Here is a 17,079-nt window from a genome sequence, read left to right as displayed (position 1 = left end):
TCAATTTTACTACATGGACATGGAGTCTATTATGTTGACCATACGGCCTACCGCCAAGCAATTGACCGGCACAGCATCTACCTCACGGCTATGGCTTGCTGCCATGGCCCTGCTATTGCTGGCAGGCTGTGCCTCACAAGCGCCTATTGATGATGGCGGCCGTCAGGCAGGCCAGTGGGAACGCCAACAGGCAGAGGTTGAAGCCTTTGACACCTGGACGATGATCGGCAAGGCAGGCCTGCGCACGCCGCAGGAGAACCAAAGCGCCAACCTGGACTGGAACCAGCACCCCCACTATTTTCGCATGTTGATCAGCGGACCGTTTGGCGGTGGGCGCAGCGTGCTTGAAGGCCGGGAAGGCCGCTTCTCACTGACCACCGGCGAAGGCCGCTTTGAAGCTGAAACCCCCGAAGCCCTGATGGAAGAGCAGCTTGGTTGGTCGTTACCGGTTAGCGCCATGCCTGATTGGGTACGCGGTCTACCAGGCGATCACGCAAGCTATCAGATGGAAACCGATGAGCTGGGCTTTCCACGCAACCTGCAACAAGACGGCTGGGAAATCGACTACCGCGACTGGGAAGAAGTGGAAGGCATGTGGCTACCGCGCCGCCTGGTCATGAATTACGACGACGTGCGTATTACCCTGGTGGTCAACCAATGGCGCTCTTGATCGACACCTTAACTTGCGAGTCAGCATGTCCGCTTCATTAACACTGCCAGCCCCTGCAAAGCTCAATCGCATGCTGCATATTGTAGGCCGTCGTGATGACGGCTATCACGAACTACAGACACTGTTCCAAATTATCGACTTAAGCGATCGGCTCACCTTGACGCTACGTGAGGATAGAGAGATTCACCTGACGACACCGGTAAGCGGTGTAGCGCATGAAGATAATTTGATGGTGCGTGCCGCCCGCCTGCTTCAGCGCGCCTCAGGCACGACTCAAGGAGCCAATCTTACGATTGAAAAGAAATTGCCCATGGGAGGCGGGCTGGGCGGCGGTAGCTCAAACGCCGCCACTGTGCTCGCCGGGCTGAACCAGCTATGGCAGCTAGGGCTTTCATCTGAAGCACTGGCTACACTGGGATTACAGCTAGGGGCGGACGTACCGGTATTTATTCATGGGCACAGCGCCTGGGCAGAAGGCATTGGTGAAAAGCTGACCATCGTCACGCTGGATACGCCCTGGTTTGTGATTATTCACCCAAGCGTTAGCGTCTCGACACCGCTGATCTTCCAGGACCCGGAATTGACACGCGACAGCCGCCCCATTACTATGGCGCGCGCACTGCAGGGGGGAGCGTCTGAGTGGCGTAACGACTGCGAGGCCATCGTTAGTAAACGCTATCCGCTGGTGGCGGAAGCGCTTGATTGGCTCACGCAGTATGCACCTAGTCGGCTGACCGGTACTGGCGCCTGTTTGTTTGCGACTTTCGAATCCGAAAAAGCCGCACGCGCAGTCGCTGAATTGGCAGGTCAACGCTGGCCGACATGGGTCGCACGCGGACTTAACATTTCTCCCCTACAAGATGCTCTGGGCTGCTGAAAGCGCCCGGTCATCGCATTAGGTTATTGCTGGGGTATCGCCAAGTGGTAAGGCACCGGTTTTTGGTATCGGCATTCCCAGGTTCGAATCCTGGTACCCCAGCCAACCTGACATGATCTGCGTTTTCTCCCCTGATTCCAAACACTGCAAAGGTGGCTGCGCGTGTCAAAATTGATGGTTTTCACCGGGAATGCCAATCCCGAACTCGCTCACAAGATTGCCGAGAGCTTGGACAGCCGTATGGGTAACGCCACGGTTGGCCAATTCAGCGACGGCGAAATCGCAGTCGAGATCAATGAGAACGTGCGCGGTAAGGACGTGTTTATCCTCCAGTCCACCTGTGCACCGACCAACGACAACCTGATGGAGCTGATCCTGATGATCGACGCCCTGCGTCGCGCTTCGGCAGCTCGTATCACGGCGGTGGTCCCTTACTTTGGCTATGCCCGTCAGGATCGTCGCGTGCGCTCCGCCCGTGTCCCTATTTCTGCCAAGGTTGTCGCGGACATGATGGTAAAAACGGGTGTTGACCGCGTCATGATGATGGATCTGCACGCTGACCAGATTCAGGGCTTCTTCGATGTGCCGGTGGATAACGTCTACGGCTCACCGATTCTTCTGGATGATATTGAGCGTCAGAATTATTCAGACCTGGTAGTGGTCTCCCCCGACGTCGGTGGCGTAGTGCGTGCACGCGCCATCGCTAAGCAGCTCAATGTCGATCTGGCGATCATCGATAAGCGTCGCCCCCAGGCCAACCAGGCCCAGGTAATGCATATCATCGGTGAAATCGAAGGTCGCACCTGTGTCGTGGTTGACGACATGATCGACACCGCCGGCACGCTGTGTAAAGCCGGTGAAGCATTGAAAGAGCACGGCGCCGCACGCGTGGTTGCCTACGCTACCCATCCGATCTTGTCCGGTCCTGCCGTTGACAACATCACCAACTCTGTACTGGACGAAGTTGTCGTGACCGACACTATTCCGCTTGCCGACCACGCGCGTCGCAGTGGAAAAATTCGCCAGTTGAGCGTTGCCGGGCTGATTGCGGAAGCTATCCGCCGGGTTAGCAACGAAGAATCTGTCAGCGCGATGTTCCACTAATCGCCTGACGATATAGCCCCCTTCTGGGGCCTTGGGAGCGTCGTCGTCTGGTCGCGGTCGGCGGCGTTTCCTTACTTAAACCAAGAGGCAAATTACATGTCTGATTTTATCCTGAAAGCCAGCGTTCGTAACGACCTGGGGAAAGGTGCGAGCCGCCGCCTGCGTCGTGCGAACCAGCAAGTACCGGCCGTTGTTTACGGCGGTGAGAAAGGCGCGCTGTCAATCTCTGTAGAAAAAACTGCTTTCTACAAGGCGATTGAAGACGAAGCCTTCTTCTCCTCAGTAATCAAACTGGTTGTTGACGGCAAGGAAGAGCAGGTAGTGGTACGTGATCTTCAGCGTCACCCCTTCAAACCGCTTCTGACTCACGCTGACTTCCTGCGTGTTGACGCAACTCACGAAATCACCATGAACGTGCCGCTGCACGTAACTGGCGAAGAGAAGTGTGTGGGCATCAAAGACCAGGGCGGTGAACTGCACGTACTGGCTAACGAAGTGGCCATCAGCTGCTTGCCGAAAGACCTGCCCGACTACCTGGAAGTTGATATTTCCACGGTTGAGCTGGGTACTACCCTGCACTTGTCTGACCTGAAACTGCCTGCCGGCGTTTCCTCGGTTGACCTGAGCCATGGCGAAGATCACGACAACGCCGTTCTGAGCATCACTAAAGTAAAAGTACGTAGTGAAGAAGAAGGCGAAGGTGAAGGCGAAGAAAGTACCAGCGCTGAATAAGCCTGATATCAGTACGCAAAGCCATAACGGCTAACACGTACTTTGCTTGGGCCATGCCTGCATGGCCCAAGAATGATAAGATCAAGCGCTTCGGCGCTTGATTTTTTTTGCGGCTTGCCTTCCTGGCAACCGCCCTTCGAGCCGCTCTTGATGCGACGTCAAAAATTTCTACCGGAAATTTTTTTGGAGGTAGGTAAATGAGCCAGGTAACGGCCCTGATAGGCCTAGGCAATCCCGGCGCCGAGTACGACGCCACCCGCCATAATGCGGGTTTTTGGCTCGTTGACGCCATTGCGCGTAGCGCCCATACCGAACTACGCCCGGAAAAGAAATTCCTTGGTCTTTATGCCAAAGCACGCATCGGCGGCCATGAGCTTCATCTGCTCAACCCGACCACGTTTATGAACCGCAGCGGTGCCGCGGTAGCAGCACTTACCCAATTTTTTAAACTTGCCCCTGAAAACCTGCTGGTCGCTCACGATGAGCTCGACCTCCCCCCGGGGCAGGGACGCTATAAAACAGGCGGTGGCCACGGCGGCCACAACGGCTTGCGCGATATCATCAGCGCACTGGGCAATCAAAAGCAGTTTCATCGCATCCGTATTGGTATCGGCCACCCCGGTGAGGCACGCCAGGTTACCAACTATGTACTTGGTCGCCCCGGTAAAGCCGAACAGGAAGCGATTGACCGCACTCTAGACGAGTGCCAGGCCACGCTCCCTCTTGTTCTGGAAGGCGACTGGGCGAAAGCCATGAACCGCCTGCATAGCGTAAAATAGTTAACACTGATCTTTTTTCACTTTAGGCAGGCGCTGGATAAAGCATTTAGGCGGCGCTTGCTTAGCGGCTAGGAATGAATTTATGGGCTTTAACTGCGGTATCGTCGGCTTACCCAACGTAGGCAAATCCACGCTTTTCAATGCGCTGACCAAATCCGGCATTGACGCGGAAAACTTCCCCTTCTGCACCATTGAACCCAACGTGGGCATCGTACCGATGCCGGACCCGCGCCTAGACAAGCTGGCCGCGATCGTCAAGCCCGAGAAAGTCCTGCCCACCACCATGGAATTTGTGGACATCGCAGGCCTTGTAGCCGGTGCTTCCAAAGGTGAAGGCCTGGGGAACAAATTCCTGGCCAACATTCGTGAAACCCAGGCAATTGCCCACGTGGTGCGCTGCTTTGATAACGACAACGTGATTCACGTGGCCAATCAGGTCGACCCGCGTGCCGATATCGAAACCATCAACCTGGAACTGGCGCTTGCCGACCTGGATACTGTTGAGAAAGCCAGCCAGCGCTTGGTGCGCTCGGTCAAAGGCGGCGATAAAGATGCCACGGCCACCAAGGCCGTGCTGGATAAAGTTCAGCCACACCTCGCCGAAGGCCTGCCGCTTAGAAGCTTTGGTCTGGATGACGACGAAAAGCGTCAGGTAAAAAGCTTTGGCTTTCTGACCTTGAAGCCCACCATGTACATCGCCAACGTTAACGAAGACGGTTTCGAGAACAATCCTTACCTGGATATCGTTAAAGAGATTGCTACCGAAGAAGGCGCGGTGGTAGTGCCGGTGTGTAACCAGCTGGAAGCTGAAATCGCTGAGCTTGAAGACGAAGAGCGCGCCATGTTCCTGGATGAGATGGGCATGGAAGAGCCGGGCCTTGACCGGGTAATTCGCGCAGGTTATTCATTGCTTGGCCTACAGACTTACTTCACCGCAGGCGTCAAGGAAGTTCGCGCCTGGACCGTAAAGCAAGGTGCCACCGCCCCCGAAGCCGCCGGAGCCATCCACACCGATTTCCAGAAAGGCTTTATCCGCGCCGAAGTGATTGCCTATGACGACTTCGTGACGCTTAACGGCGAACAGGGTGCGAAGGATGCGGGCAAATGGCGCCTGGAAGGCAAAGAGTACATCGTTAAAGACGGCGACGTAGTGCATTTCCGGTTTAACGTCTAAGTACTGACAGCAATAAAAACTTGACGGGCGGCGGTTCACTGAGTAACATACGCCCCCGTTGAAAGGCTACGTAGCTCAGCTGGTTAGAGCACATCACTCATAATGATGGGGTCCCCTGTTCAAATCAGGGCGTAGCCACCAAACACCGAAAAGCCCGCTGATTCGTCAGCGGGCTTTTTTCATTGGCGCAGTTTTATAACCCGTTTTTTTAATGCAGCGCCGGGCGGTTCAGGAATACCTTCAGCGCTCGGGTCAGGTATTCTACGTCACGGGTACCCGCGGTTTCGCGGATCGAGTGCATGGCCCACTGCGGCACACCGACATCCAAGGTAGGCACGCCCACTTCCGTGGCCGTAATCGGCCCTATAGTACTTCCACACCCCATATCTGCCCGGGTCACAAACGACTGAACCGGCACGTCAGCCTCGCGACACACGTCGCGAAATAGCGCACCGGTCACACTGTTGGTGGCGTAACGCTGACTGGCATTTACCTTGATGACCGGACCGCCGTTAATCGCCGGGCCATGGCGCTCGTCGTGCTTATCACGAAAGTTGGGGTGCAGCGCGTGAGCGTTATCACATGAAATCATCAGTGATGACTGAATCAGCTGGATCAGCGACTCTTCACTGGCACCCCCTACTTGCCCATTAATACGCTTGAGTACATCGCTTAAAAAAGGCCCCTGCGCGCCACAGGCACTGGCGCTGCCCACTTCTTCATGGTCATTGGCTACCAGCAGCGCCCCTTGACTACCATCGCTTTCCAGCAACGCCTCAAGACCGATAAAGCATGACAGCAGATTATCCAGGCGCGCACTAGCGATAAGCTCCTGCTTGATTCCTACCAATGATGGCGGTTGCACATCGTAGAACCCAAGCTCGAAATCCACCACGTCAACGCCGCGCATACCGTGCTGCTCTTCAAGCCACGTGGCCAGCAGGCCGGAAAGATCGGCACTATCGCTTTGCAGCAGCACCGGAGCCATCTGGGTTTGCGGGTTAATCGCGCGGCCGGCGTTAACGTCACGGTCCATATGAATTGCCAGGCTCGGTACCATGGCAATCGGGCGCTCAACGTTAAGCAAGACGCTTTCCATCCGCCCGTCAGAGTGGCGTACATGTACTCGTCCGGCCAAACCCAGGTCCCGGTCAAACCAGGGTGTCAGCAAGACCCCGCCATACACCTGTACTCCAAGCTGTAGCCAGCCCGCCGAATACTGAGTGGCATTGGGCTTTAAGCGCAGCCCTGGGCTGTCGGTATGCGCGCCCAGCATGCGCAAGCTTTTAAGTGCACCGTTAGGTAACTGAAAGGCTATAATCGAAGAGTCATTGCGCGTGACGTAGTAGCGCTGCCCCGATGTCAGCTGCCAATTTGCGGTTTCTTCCAGCCGCTGAAAACCCGCTTTTTCCAAGCGCTCGGCCATTGCCTGGGTAGCATGCCACGGCGTGGGCGACTGGCGCAGAAAATCACATAACCGGGTTAAACGGTCGGCGTTGAAAGCTTCGGACATGGAAATCCTCATAACAGTAATGATTGAGTCTCACAGAGCAGTCGACCTGCTACAATGCTCCCCTGGCCTAGGTTATTGATAGGCCACCTGCGGGTCTAGGGAAGAATGAGTGTACACAAATCCGGGAGAGCTTGACTGATGAGCTTGTTTGCAACGCTTTCGCGCTCGGTCACCCTTGCCGTCATGCTGGTCGTTACCAGTCCGGCAGTGATGGCGCAAATCGCGCCGACCGACGAACAACGCCAAGCGGCAGTAGAAATTGCGGACGCGCTCCGCTACGGCCACTATGCCAACATCACATTTGATGAACAGTGGTCTCAGGAAGCCTTTCAACGCTACCTGGACATCCTCGATGGTCAGCGTGCTTATTTATTGAGCCGGGATATCGAGCCCTATCGCCATTTAGAAGATGACATGGCCGATGCGCTGTTTGAAGGCGATCTGGAAGATGCGTTCAAGCTTTACGATCAGCTGAGCGAGCGCCATATTGCACGTACAGAATGGCTTTTGGCGCGCCTGGATGAAGGGCTGGCGTTTGATTTCGACAGTGACGAGCGTCTGGAGCTTGACCGGGAAGATACCCCCTGGGCCACCCGTGAGAGCGAACTCGACGAGCTGTGGCGCAAGCGCCTGAAAAACGATGCACTAACGCTTGCCCTCACGGATCAGGATAACGAGCAGATAGAAGACAACCTGCGCCAGCGCTACGCAGGTCAGCTTTCACGTCTTCAGCAAACGGAATCAGAAGATGTCTTTGGCCTCTTGATGGCGGCCGTTACCAGTACGATCGACCCACACACCGGCTACCTCTCCCCCCGTCAGAGCGAATCCTTTGATATTCAGATGAGCCTGTCCCTTGAAGGGATCGGCGCGCTGCTTCAGGCAGATGGCGAGTACGTCAAGGTGGCAAGCCTAGTGCCTGGCGGTCCTGCTGATCGCGCCGACGTACTGGAACCTGCGGACCGGATTATTGCCGTTGGCCAGGAGAACGGCGAGATGGTCAACGTGGTGGGTATGCGCTTGGACAACGTGGTTGATCTGATTCGCGGCCCCAAGGGCTCGGTCGTGCGCCTGGACATCGTGCCCGCTCAGGCAGTCGACATGACCCGCTCGCATATTGTGGAAATCACGCGCGATACGGTAAGCCTTGAAGATCAGGCCGCCCACGGCGAAGTAATTAATGTCGAGCGTGATGGCGAACCCCACCCCATCGGGATTATCAACGTCCCCACCTTCTACGTTGATTTTGATGCCTGGCAGGCGGGCGAAGAAGAGTATCGCAGCACCACGCGCGACGTAGCCCGCGAGATCGAGCGCCTGAAGGAAGAAGGCGTTGAAGGTATCGTGCTGGATCTTCGCAACAACGGCGGCGGCGCGCTTCAGGAAGCCAACTCGCTTATCGGCCTGTTTATTGATCGCGGCCCCACCGTTCAGGTCCGCGATGCACAGGGTCGCATTCAGCTTTACGGTGACACCGATGCAGGCACGACCTACGATGGCCCGCTTACCGTCCTGGTGAACCGCCTGTCCGCCTCGGCCTCTGAGATCTTTGCCGGGGCGATCCAGGACTACGGCCGCGGCCTAGTGGTGGGCTCCTCGACCTTCGGTAAAGGCACGGTTCAAACACTCAATGACCTGAGCCATGGCCAGATCAAACTGACCCGTGCCAAGTTCTACCGCATATCCGGCGAGAGCACTCAAAACCGCGGCGTGGACCCCGACATTGCCTTCCCGAGCCTGATCGACCCCGAGCGCATTGGTGAAAGCAGCCTAGATAATGCGTTGGGCTGGGACACCGTACAAAACGTTCAGTACCGCCGCTACGGCTCACCCGAAGACTTTCTGGGTGCACTCAATACCCAGCATGAGAAGCGTGCCAAGGAAAACCCCAATTTCCGTTACCTTGAGCGTCAATCAACGTTGGCGCGCCAGCTGCGCGAACAGCACACCAGCGTCAGCCTGAACCGGGAACAACGCCAACGTGAGCTGGAAGCCCAGGAAGCCGAACAGCTATCTCTGGAAAACCAGCGCCGCCGGTCATTGAACCTGCCCGAGCTGGACGAGTGGATGGATGCACGCCTGGACAGCAGCGAGCCAGAGGAAGGCACAGAAACTGGCGAAAACGAAGATGAGGACATGCCGGTTGACCGCGCTCCGGTTCTAGAAGCCGCAGAAATCCTGCTCGACTACGCTCACCTTCAGAAAGCCCAGCGGATGGCCAAGCGTTAATTAATGTGCCACCTGCAAACAGAACGCCGGCTTCGAAGCCGGCGTTTTTTTGACCGCATAGCGCCTTATAAACAGCAAGATACGCAAAACCACCCAAATTGCCATCAGGCAGTGGGTGTGAAGGTAAAAAAATTCAGGCAGGTAAAAAATCTATAGAACCAGATCTATTAGAAAGGAAATCACATCTGGAAAGACAACAAGTAGATGGCTCCTCGAGCAGGACTCGAACCTGCGACCCAATGATTAACAGTCATTTGCTCTACCAACTGAGCTATCGAGGAATAACGCGCTACCTAGAACGGATATCCGAAAAAGGCAGTATAAAGTAGAATAGCTTGGCTCCTCGAACAGGACTCGAACCTGTGACCCAATGATTAACAGTCATTTGCTCTACCAACTGAGCTATCGAGGAACAACCTTAAGCTATTGTGTTTAAACCAGAACCAACACGTGGCGTGTTGGCTCCTCGAACAGGACTCGAACCTGTGACCCAATGATTAACAGTCATTTGCTCTACCAACTGAGCTATCGAGGAACTGCTCAAACACGGTGCGTAGTATACTGATTGAAACGTTCAGGTCAAGTATCGATTATGGGGGAATGCTAGCCCCGGGTTTGTTGTGCCCGTATAATAGGGGTTATCCAAAAGTGGCAATGCCCACGACCCGACACTTCATTCATCCCTCGTCCCCCGACGACCCATAGATGACAGGTACCGATGGCGAAGAAGCTCTTCATCAAAACGCACGGCTGCCAAATGAACGAGTATGACTCCTCCCGAATGGCGGATCTGCTCGGTGAATCTCATCAGCTTGAACTCACCGATAACGAGAAGGAAGCCGACGTTATCCTTCTCAATACGTGCTCGATTCGTGAAAAGGCCCAGGAGAAGGTATTCCATCAGCTGGGACGCTGGAAAAAGCTCAAAGATGCCAATCCTGACCTGGTGATTGGCGTAGGCGGCTGCGTGGCGAGCCAGGAAGGCGAAGCGCTGCGCAAGCGCGCACCGTTTGTGGACATGGTGTTTGGCCCGCAAACCCTGCACCGCGTGCCCTCCATGCTGGATGCACGGCGCAACAACCAGATTGCGGCAGTGGATGTCACTTTCCCGGAAATCGAGAAGTTTGACCATCTGCCCCAGCCAAAATCGGACGGCGCAACGGCGTTTGTGTCGGTTATGGAAGGTTGTTCCAAGTACTGCACTTTCTGCGTGGTGCCCTACACCCGCGGTGAAGAAGTCTCACGGCCGTTTGAAAAAGTCATGGATGAGGTTATTCACCTGGCCGATCAGGGCGTGCGCGAAATCAACCTGCTGGGCCAGAACGTTAACGCCTACCGGGGTGATAACGAGGATGGCGATGAAATTGATCTCGCCGAACTGATCGCCTGCATAGCTGCCGTGGATGGTATCGACCGCGTACGCTTTACCACCTCGCACCCGGTCGAGTTTACCGACAGCCTGATTGATGCATTTGCGGATATCCCGGAGCTTGTCAGCCACTTGCACCTGCCGGTTCAATCGGGGTCTGACCGCATTCTGAGCGCCATGAAGCGTGGTCATACAGCGGAAGAGTATATCGAGAAGATGGAGCGCATTCGTGCCAACCGTCCGGATATCAGCTTCTCTTCTGATTTCATTATTGGCTTCCCGGGTGAAACCGAAGAAGATTTTGAAGCCACGATGGATCTTATCCACCGGATCGGCTTCGATCACTCGTTCAGCTTTGTGTACTCGGCCCGCCCTGGCACGCCAGCGGCCTCGCTACCGGATGAGACACCTGAAAGCGTCAAGAAACAGCGCCTGGCGATTTTGCAGGACCGTATCCTGCAGAACGTGGCTCAGATCAGCCGACGCATGGTAGGCAGCACCCAGCGCATTCTGGTGACCGGCTTCTCGCCCAAGGACCCCGGCCAGCTTTCAGGACGCACCGAAAATAACCGGGTGGTCAACTTCCGTGCAGCCAATCCCACCGAGCTGATTGGCTACTTCGTGGATGTCGAAATCACCGAAGCGTTCCCCAATTCATTGCGCGGTGAGCTTGCGTCATCAGAGCGTTATTGAACACTCTCTTATCTTAGGTAATTGCCCCGACCCCGGTCGGGGCAGTAAGCTGAGACCTACATACATCAACTGACGGGTTTCCTACTCTTGAGCCAACCAACATCTCAGGCCAATCGCATCATTACCCTAAGCCTTGAACCCAATGATCCGCAGCGTCTTGCGAGTCTTTGCGGCCAGCAGGACGAGCACTTGAAGTTGATTGAAAGCCGTTTGGATGTGACGTTGCGCAACCGGGGCAACATGTTCCAGCTGGCCGGCGCCGCCAACCGTATCAAAGCGGCGGCCAATGTACTGGAACATCTTTACCGGGAAACCGCAGCAAGCGAGCTTTCCGCTGACACTGTGCATCTGTTCCTTCAGGAATCTGGCCTGGAAGCGCTGGAAGAAGAAGAGGATGGCGAAGGTGGCAGCGATGAAGTGATTATGCGCACGCCGCGTACCATGATCAAGCCACGCGGCCTGAATCAGCAGCGCTACGTTACCAGCATTCGCGAGCACGATATCAACTTTGGTATTGGGCCGGCGGGTACCGGTAAGACCTACCTTGCCGTAGCCGCTGCCGTTGAGGCGCTCAACCAGCAGGAAGTACGCCGCATTCTTCTGGTACGCCCGGCGGTGGAAGCGGGTGAAAAGCTCGGCTTTTTGCCGGGGGATCTGGCCCAGAAGATCGACCCGTACCTACGTCCGTTGTATGACGCGCTGTACGAGATGATCGGTTTTGAGCAGGTCGCCAAGCTGATCGAGCGCCAGGTAATTGAGATAGCGCCGCTTGCGTATATGCGTGGCCGCACGCTCAATAACTCCTACATCATTCTCGATGAGAGCCAGAACACCACGCCCGAGCAGATGAAGATGTTCCTGACCCGGATCGGCTTTGGTTCAACCGCCGTGATTACCGGTGACATCACCCAGGTGGATTTACCCCGCGGGCAGCGTTCGGGCTTATCTCAGGTGCTGGATGTTCTCAAGGACACACCAGGAATCGGGGTGACTCACTTTGCTGCCAAGGATGTGGTACGCCACCCCTTGGTACAGCGCATTATCGAAGCGTATGACGACTTTGAGTCGCAACAGGAAGTGGAAGAGCGCGCCCGCCGCGAGGCACGCCAGCAGGAACGTGAAGCGCGCCTGCAGGCCCAGGAGCGTTTTGGAGATGCATCGCGATGACCGATATCGTGATTGACCGTCAGGCAGCGATTGATGAACCTCAACTGCCGACACTTGATCAGCTCACCCAATGGGTGAGCTGTGTGTTTTCTCATCATCCGGACGATGAGCGCGAGGAGCTTACCATTCGTTTTGTCGACGAAGAGGAAAGTCAGACGCTCAACCGTGATTATCGCGGTAAAGACAAGCCGACCAACGTGCTGTCATTTCCGTTTGAAAACCCGCCTGGTATCACGCTCCCCCTTTTGGGTGACCTGATTATCTGCCACGCGGTGGTGGCAAGAGAGGCCGACGAACAGCAAAAGCCGCTGATCCAGCACTATGCCCACATGGTCGTTCACGGCACACTGCATTTAATGGGCTATGACCATATTGACGACCAGGAAGCAGAAGAGATGGAGCAGCTTGAGCGACAACTGCTGGCTGAGCTTGATATTCCTGATCCTTATCATATTTGAGCTAAAAGCCGTTACACTGACACCACGCGGCTGGTATAACGCTCCATGTCAGTGATAAAACCTATCAGTGATAAAACCTGTCAGCAATAAAACGTCTGCTGACGAACTGTTTTTATGCACGTGAAGACACCTGCTTGCCCTGTAAACAAGAGATTTGACGCATGAGCGAAGACCGATCGAGCAACCCCAATCAAAAATCCTGGCTCGAGAAACTCTTTGGCGCCCTAACCGGAGACTCCGACGAACCCAGCTCACGCGATGAGCTGATGACGTTTTTACGCCACACGGCAGGGAAATTGAAGCTGGATCAGGACGCCATCATGATCATTGAAGGCGCGCTTGAAATCAGCGACCAACAGGTGCGGGAAGTGCTCATCCCCCGCTCCCAGGTCTCGGCGATTGCCATTGATCAGGCAAGCGACGGCTATTTGCCTCTTATTCAGGAAACCGGCCACTCCCGCTACCCGGTCATCGGGGAAAACCTGGATGATATAAAAGGCATTCTGCTGGTCAAGGACCTGCTTCCACTGCTCTCTCAAACTCAGGAGAGCCGGGATGCCTTCAAGCTTGAAGACGTACTGCGTCCGGCCATGTTTATCCCTGAATCCAAACGCTTGAACAGCCTGCTCAAGGAATTTCGCGACACCCATAATCACATGGCGATTGTGGTGGATGAGTACGGCGGCACGGCGGGTATTATCACCATTGAAGATATTCTTGAGCAGATTGTCGGCGATATAGAAGATGAGCACGACACCGACGAAGAAGACGATATCCGCACGCTGGAAAACGGCCACTTTGCCATTCGCGCCCTCACGCCTATTGAAGACTTCAACGAGCGTTTTGGCACCGAATTCTCCGATGATGAATTCGACACGGTGGGTGGCTTGGTGATGCAGCAATTTGGCCATCTGCCCGGGCGTGGCGAGCATACCCGCTTTGGCGGCTGGCGCTTTGTTGTCCTCAATGCCGATAATCGGCGTATCCGCCTTTTAGAAGCCTCGCGCGACAGCGACGCTGATACCGACGAACACGCTAGCGAATAACCTGTCTATCTTTGCCGACCAATGACTTGCCGATAGGATATCGCCATGAGGCCGACGCCTGCTTTCATGCTTCAATTGCTGCTTGCCCTGGTGGCGGGTGGCTTTACCACGCTAACCGCCTCGCCGTTTGAGCTCTGGTGGCTAGGCCCTGTCGCGATTGCCCTGATGTATGTGGGCCTTCACACTTTAACGCCTGCCCAGGCCGCGCTGAAAGGCTGGCTTTATGGACTTGCGCTGTTTGCCAGCGGCACCTCCTGGGTATACGTCTCGATCCACGACTATGGCTATACCGGCGCGCCGCTGGCGGTCTTTTTAACCGCTCTGTTTGTCGCGGTGCTGGCCCTCTTTTATGCGGGCACCCTGTGGCTTTATCGGCGGTTGATGGGCGCACGGCTTGCGCTATTAACCTTTGCAGGCGCGTGGGTGCTGGGTGAAATATTGCGCACCTACCTGTTTACCGGCTTCCCCTGGCTATTGATGGGCTCAGGTTACGTCGACTCGCCACTGGCTGGCTGGGCGCCCGTGGGCGGCGTTTATCTGCTCTCCCTATGGGTAGTGCTTAGCGGCACGCTGGGAGCGGAGCTGATTCTGCGTCGTCAGTGGTGGGCGGCGGCGCCCCTTGCCGCCATCTGGCTTATTCCACTTGCCCTGCCCCACCAATGGGCGACACCCGCCAGCGAGCCCACCCGTGTCGCGCTTTTGCAAGGTAACCTGCCCCAGCTTTTAAAATGGACGCCTGAAGGACAGCGCACCGCCGCCAATACCTATAGTCGTCTGACGGCCGAAGTGGCTGATGATGCTGATATCATCATCTGGCCGGAAACCGCCCTGCCGATGATGGAAGCCCAGGCCCGCCCGTTGCTGGAGCGCGTGCAGGCCAACCTGCCGCCCGGCGTGGCGCTGATAACCGGTATTGTCCAGCTTGATGCGGCCAACCAGTATTACAACAGCGTGATTGGGGTGGGTAATGTCGACGGCAGCTATCAAAAAGAGCACCTGGTGCCGTTTGGCGAGTATTTGCCGCTTGAGAGCGTGCTACGCGGAGCGATCGACTTTTTCGATCTCCCCATGTCGAGCTTTGCCAAGGGCGCATCCAAACAAACGCCCATGCAGGCGGCAGGTATAAGCCTGGGCAATGCGATCTGCTATGAGATCATTTACTCGCAGCTAGTCGCCCGTCGTGCACAGGAGAGCGATGTGTTGCTCACCGTTTCGAACGACACCTGGTTTGGCGCCTCCATTGGCCCCCACCAGCATTTGCAAATGGCAAGGCTGAGAGCGCTTGAAAACGGCCGCTATGTGATACGTGCTACCAGCAACGGCATCACCGCCATTATCGACGACCAGGGAAGCATTGTAGCCCGTGCTCCGCAGTTTGAAACGACGGCTCTGGTAGGCGAATTTTACGCTATGGAAGGACTGACGCCGTTCACCCGTACCGGCAACTGGCCCGCATGGTTATTGGCCGCTCTCATGATACTGCCCGGCTTTCGCTTGACACGTTGTCGCGGTGAGTAGGCGGTGCCACAGGGCCGCGCTATAATAGGGCCTCTATACATTATTCAATCAGGCTGAGGGTAACGCCATGCTCAAATCACGCCCCTTTATCCTGCTCGTTGTTCTACCATTATTGCTGGTAGTGGTTCTGGGCGTTGCCATATTTGGCAGCCAAGCCATGTCGGATAGCCACGTGGATAGCAATATTCAGCGTGCCCTGGCCCAGAAGCTCGACACCTCCAGCGATATCGAGCTTTCCCAGCTACAGAAGGTGCAGTACGGCTACGGCATTTGCGGACTTTACCGTACCTCGTCTTCGGAAAATGGCTATGCGTCGTTCTTCTACGACACCGATAGCGAAAACGTGGAGCTGGATATCAATTCGCGTCTCTACAAATCGCGCTGCGGCCTCTCCTCGGTGTGTTGAGCAATGCCGTAAAACAAAAGGGGCAACGCCGTGGCGTTGCCCCTTTTGTTTATCGTTAGTTCCGATCATCCGTCTTGCGACGCTAGGCGCTTGATATCCGCCTCGGCGTCCGATACCGGATGGCTGTCGCGCACCAGAAACTGCGCCTGGCCTTCACGGTCAAAGGCGAACACGGCGCTTGAGTGGCTCACCAGGTAGTCACCGTTCTCGTTCTCTTCACCGTAATCGTAGGCGATCCGGTAGCGATTGGTCACCGCGTCGATTTCCGCCTGCTCGCCGGTCAAACCGACAAACTCGGGGCCGAAAGCATCCGTATAACGTTTTAATACCTCGGGCGTATCGCGGCTTGGATCCACGGAAATAAACAGTACCTGGATATTATCACGGGTTTCGTCATCCAGATTTCGGATGGTATCGCCAAGCCTTGCAAGTGTGATCGGACAGACATCAGGGCAGAAGGTATAGCCAAAATAGACGAGCGTCGCTTTTCCTCGATAATCCTCGCCTTGTACCCTTTCGCCCTCTTCATCGGTCAACGAAAAATCAAGCGCTGGCATGATGTCGCCAATATCCGTGGTGCGCCAGCTCTGGTCGCTGCAACCTGCCAGCAAAAACGTTGTTAGCCCCGCGAGCAACAGCTTATACATATAAGGCTTTCCTGTCTGGTATTTACAATGAAGCGGGAGAGACAACGTCAAACGTGACGGGCAGGCGCTGCTCATCGCTAAACTTGAGCTCGACGTCAGCCTTGTCCCCTTCGCTTAAAGGCGCGGCGCGGCGCAGGAACATCAGGTGATGCCCTTTGGGAGCAAACTCAATACGCTCGCCGGGGCCAATCTCGATGGATTCGATGGCATGCATATGCGCCATGCCGTTGTGCTCCGAGCTTACGTGCATCTCAACATGTTCAAAGGCGGGGCTTTCAGCGCCCACCAAGGTTACGGTCTCGTCGCCTGAATTTTGCAGATCGAAGTAGCCGGCCCCAGGAGTGTTACCAGGCAGCAGGCTTAATCGGGCGTTGGTGACTTCCAGGCTTTGTGCCTGGGCAACACCCGTCGTTAGCAACAGCGTAAGAGCACTCAATGCTATGCCCTGGCAGGCCCGGCAAATCAGCACGCCGGATAGTTTATTAGCCATTACTCAATACTCCGTTCAAAGGGGAATGGCTGCACTAAAACCGCACAGCCAACGCAGATACCAAGCCAGCATGTCGTGCATTTTATGCAGCGTTTATAAAACTTTAGCTACCATAGCCTGATCCCGCGTTTCTACAACCCACCTGCGACATTATGTCAATCATGGGTCATTTATGCGCGGCTTAATGATAGGGCCGAAAAACGACAA

At 55.6% G+C, this 17,079-nt stretch carries 16 protein-coding genes and 5 tRNA genes; 15 read left to right on the top strand and 6 right to left on the bottom strand.

What is annotated here, in order from left to right:
• The first annotated feature begins 31 nt into the window (after nt 1-31).
• The 8 genes from lolB to ELY25_RS14050 all read left to right on the top strand — a co-directional run bounded on the left by lolB (nt 32) and on the right by ELY25_RS14050 (nt 5,477).
• On the top strand, nt 32-670 hold the full coding sequence (gene lolB / locus ELY25_RS14085; RefSeq protein WP_126951906.1) for a lipoprotein insertase outer membrane protein LolB: 639 nt from the start codon (nt 32-34) through the stop codon (nt 668-670).
• Nucleotides 671-695: 25 nt separating this feature from the next.
• Nucleotides 696-1,547 carry a 4-(cytidine 5'-diphospho)-2-C-methyl-D-erythritol kinase gene (ispE, locus tag ELY25_RS14080; RefSeq protein ID WP_126951905.1) on the top strand — a complete coding sequence of 284 codons (852 nt, stop codon included), beginning with the start codon at nt 696-698 and terminating at the stop codon, nt 1,545-1,547.
• A 30-nt stretch (nt 1,548-1,577) separates the two neighbouring features.
• Nucleotides 1,578-1,652: transfer RNA gene (locus ELY25_RS14075), tRNA-Gln, on the top strand.
• Between the two features lie 57 nt (nt 1,653-1,709).
• Nucleotides 1,710-2,651, top strand: coding sequence for a ribose-phosphate pyrophosphokinase (locus ELY25_RS14070; RefSeq protein ID WP_185856352.1), 942 nt, complete (start codon nt 1,710-1,712; stop codon nt 2,649-2,651).
• Between the two features lie 96 nt (nt 2,652-2,747).
• A complete protein-coding gene (locus ELY25_RS14065; RefSeq protein ID WP_126951904.1) occupies nt 2,748-3,383 on the top strand; it encodes a 50S ribosomal protein L25/general stress protein Ctc in 636 nt (211 codons plus the stop codon).
• A 197-nt stretch (nt 3,384-3,580) separates the two neighbouring features.
• Nucleotides 3,581-4,162 carry an aminoacyl-tRNA hydrolase gene (gene pth, locus ELY25_RS14060; RefSeq protein ID WP_126951903.1) on the top strand — a complete coding sequence of 194 codons (582 nt, stop codon included), beginning with the start codon at nt 3,581-3,583 and terminating at the stop codon, nt 4,160-4,162.
• A gap of 82 nt (nt 4,163-4,244) precedes the next feature.
• A complete protein-coding gene (gene ychF, locus ELY25_RS14055; RefSeq protein ID WP_126951902.1) occupies nt 4,245-5,336 on the top strand; it encodes a redox-regulated ATPase YchF in 1,092 nt (363 codons plus the stop codon).
• Between the two features lie 64 nt (nt 5,337-5,400).
• Nucleotides 5,401-5,477: transfer RNA gene (locus tag ELY25_RS14050), tRNA-Met, on the top strand.
• A gap of 67 nt (nt 5,478-5,544) precedes the next feature.
• Here ELY25_RS14050 and ELY25_RS14045 read toward each other — a convergent pair.
• On the bottom strand, nt 5,545-6,849 hold the full coding sequence (locus ELY25_RS14045) for a M18 family aminopeptidase (RefSeq protein ID WP_126951901.1): 1,305 nt from the start codon (nt 6,847-6,849) through the stop codon (nt 5,545-5,547).
• Between the two features lie 138 nt (nt 6,850-6,987).
• Between ELY25_RS14045 and ELY25_RS14040 the strand changes: the two genes are divergently transcribed.
• Nucleotides 6,988-9,078: a carboxy terminal-processing peptidase gene (locus tag ELY25_RS14040; protein ID WP_126951900.1), complete on the top strand. Its 2,091-nt coding sequence runs from the start codon at nt 6,988-6,990 to the stop codon at nt 9,076-9,078.
• Nucleotides 9,079-9,283: 205 nt separating this feature from the next.
• Here the strand turns inward: ELY25_RS14040 and ELY25_RS14035 are convergent.
• From ELY25_RS14035 to ELY25_RS14025, 3 genes are all read right to left on the bottom strand, one after another.
• Nucleotides 9,284-9,359 (bottom strand) — tRNA-Asn (locus tag ELY25_RS14035).
• A gap of 55 nt (nt 9,360-9,414) precedes the next feature.
• Nucleotides 9,415-9,490, bottom strand: a tRNA-Asn gene (locus tag ELY25_RS14030).
• A 47-nt stretch (nt 9,491-9,537) separates the two neighbouring features.
• A tRNA-Asn gene (locus ELY25_RS14025) sits at nt 9,538-9,613 on the bottom strand.
• A gap of 183 nt (nt 9,614-9,796) precedes the next feature.
• On the opposite strand from ELY25_RS14025, the gene miaB reads away from it, so the two are divergent.
• From miaB to ELY25_RS13995, 6 genes are all read left to right on the top strand, one after another.
• The gene (miaB, locus tag ELY25_RS14020) at nt 9,797-11,140 is read left to right on the top strand and encodes a tRNA (N6-isopentenyl adenosine(37)-C2)-methylthiotransferase MiaB (RefSeq protein WP_126951899.1); all 1,344 of its coding nucleotides are present in this window, start codon (nt 9,797-9,799) and stop codon (nt 11,138-11,140) included.
• Nucleotides 11,141-11,227: 87 nt separating this feature from the next.
• The gene (locus tag ELY25_RS14015; protein WP_126951898.1) at nt 11,228-12,307 is read left to right on the top strand and encodes a PhoH family protein; all 1,080 of its coding nucleotides are present in this window, start codon (nt 11,228-11,230) and stop codon (nt 12,305-12,307) included.
• Nucleotides 12,304-12,765 carry an rRNA maturation RNase YbeY gene (gene ybeY / locus ELY25_RS14010; RefSeq protein WP_126951897.1) on the top strand — a complete coding sequence of 154 codons (462 nt, stop codon included), beginning with the start codon at nt 12,304-12,306 and terminating at the stop codon, nt 12,763-12,765. Before ELY25_RS14015 ends, ybeY begins: the two co-directional genes overlap by 4 nt.
• Nucleotides 12,766-12,926: 161 nt before the next feature.
• On the top strand, nt 12,927-13,811 hold the full coding sequence (locus ELY25_RS14005; protein ID WP_126951896.1) for an HlyC/CorC family transporter: 885 nt from the start codon (nt 12,927-12,929) through the stop codon (nt 13,809-13,811).
• 45 nt (nt 13,812-13,856) lie between these two features.
• The gene (gene lnt, locus ELY25_RS14000; RefSeq protein ID WP_126951895.1) at nt 13,857-15,329 is read left to right on the top strand and encodes an apolipoprotein N-acyltransferase; all 1,473 of its coding nucleotides are present in this window, start codon (nt 13,857-13,859) and stop codon (nt 15,327-15,329) included.
• Between the two features lie 67 nt (nt 15,330-15,396).
• The gene (locus ELY25_RS13995; protein ID WP_126951894.1) at nt 15,397-15,735 is read left to right on the top strand and encodes a hypothetical protein; all 339 of its coding nucleotides are present in this window, start codon (nt 15,397-15,399) and stop codon (nt 15,733-15,735) included.
• 65 nt (nt 15,736-15,800) lie between these two features.
• Here ELY25_RS13995 and ELY25_RS13990 read toward each other — a convergent pair whose 3' ends face one another.
• Complete coding sequence (locus ELY25_RS13990; protein WP_126951893.1) at nt 15,801-16,382, bottom strand: SCO family protein; 582 nt, start codon at nt 16,380-16,382, stop codon at nt 15,801-15,803.
• A gap of 22 nt (nt 16,383-16,404) precedes the next feature.
• Nucleotides 16,405-16,872 (bottom strand): copper chaperone PCu(A)C, encoded by a 468-nt coding sequence (locus tag ELY25_RS13985; RefSeq protein ID WP_126951892.1) that lies wholly within the window; start codon nt 16,870-16,872, stop codon nt 16,405-16,407.
• Nucleotides 16,873-17,079: the final 207 nt, after the last annotated feature.

This window comes from Vreelandella populi, from assembly GCF_003989825.1.
In the GTDB taxonomy this organism is placed as follows: Bacteria; Pseudomonadota; Gammaproteobacteria; order Pseudomonadales; family Halomonadaceae; genus Vreelandella; species Vreelandella populi.
Note: the sequence above shows the minus strand (reverse complement) of the source record. Positions and strands in the feature narration are given on the sequence as shown.

Bases quoted from the DNA above. Each gene is read 5' to 3' on its own strand.
- miaB (WP_126951899.1), top strand. From the start codon at position 9,797: ATGGCGAAGAAGCTCTTCATCAAAACGCACGGCTGCCAAATGAACGAG.
- pth (WP_126951903.1), top strand. From the start codon at position 3,581: ATGAGCCAGGTAACGGCCCTGATAGGCCTAGGCAATCCCGGCGCCGAG.
- ELY25_RS13995 (WP_126951894.1), top strand. From the start codon at position 15,397: ATGCTCAAATCACGCCCCTTTATCCTGCTCGTTGTTCTACCATTATTG.
- ychF (WP_126951902.1), top strand. From the start codon at position 4,245: ATGGGCTTTAACTGCGGTATCGTCGGCTTACCCAACGTAGGCAAATCC.
- lnt (WP_126951895.1), top strand. From the start codon at position 13,857: ATGAGGCCGACGCCTGCTTTCATGCTTCAATTGCTGCTTGCCCTGGTG.
- ELY25_RS13990 (WP_126951893.1), bottom strand. From the start codon at position 16,382: ATGTATAAGCTGTTGCTCGCGGGGCTAACAACGTTTTTGCTGGCAGGT.
- ELY25_RS14045 (WP_126951901.1), bottom strand. From the start codon at position 6,849: ATGTCCGAAGCTTTCAACGCCGACCGTTTAACCCGGTTATGTGATTTT.
- ELY25_RS13985 (WP_126951892.1), bottom strand. From the start codon at position 16,872: ATGGCTAATAAACTATCCGGCGTGCTGATTTGCCGGGCCTGCCAGGGC.
- ybeY (WP_126951897.1), top strand. From the start codon at position 12,304: ATGACCGATATCGTGATTGACCGTCAGGCAGCGATTGATGAACCTCAA.
- ELY25_RS14065 (WP_126951904.1), top strand. From the start codon at position 2,748: ATGTCTGATTTTATCCTGAAAGCCAGCGTTCGTAACGACCTGGGGAAA.
- ELY25_RS14005 (WP_126951896.1), top strand. From the start codon at position 12,927: ATGAGCGAAGACCGATCGAGCAACCCCAATCAAAAATCCTGGCTCGAG.
- lolB (WP_126951906.1), top strand. From the start codon at position 32: ATGTTGACCATACGGCCTACCGCCAAGCAATTGACCGGCACAGCATCT.
- ispE (WP_126951905.1), top strand. From the start codon at position 696: ATGTCCGCTTCATTAACACTGCCAGCCCCTGCAAAGCTCAATCGCATG.
- ELY25_RS14040 (WP_126951900.1), top strand. From the start codon at position 6,988: ATGAGCTTGTTTGCAACGCTTTCGCGCTCGGTCACCCTTGCCGTCATG.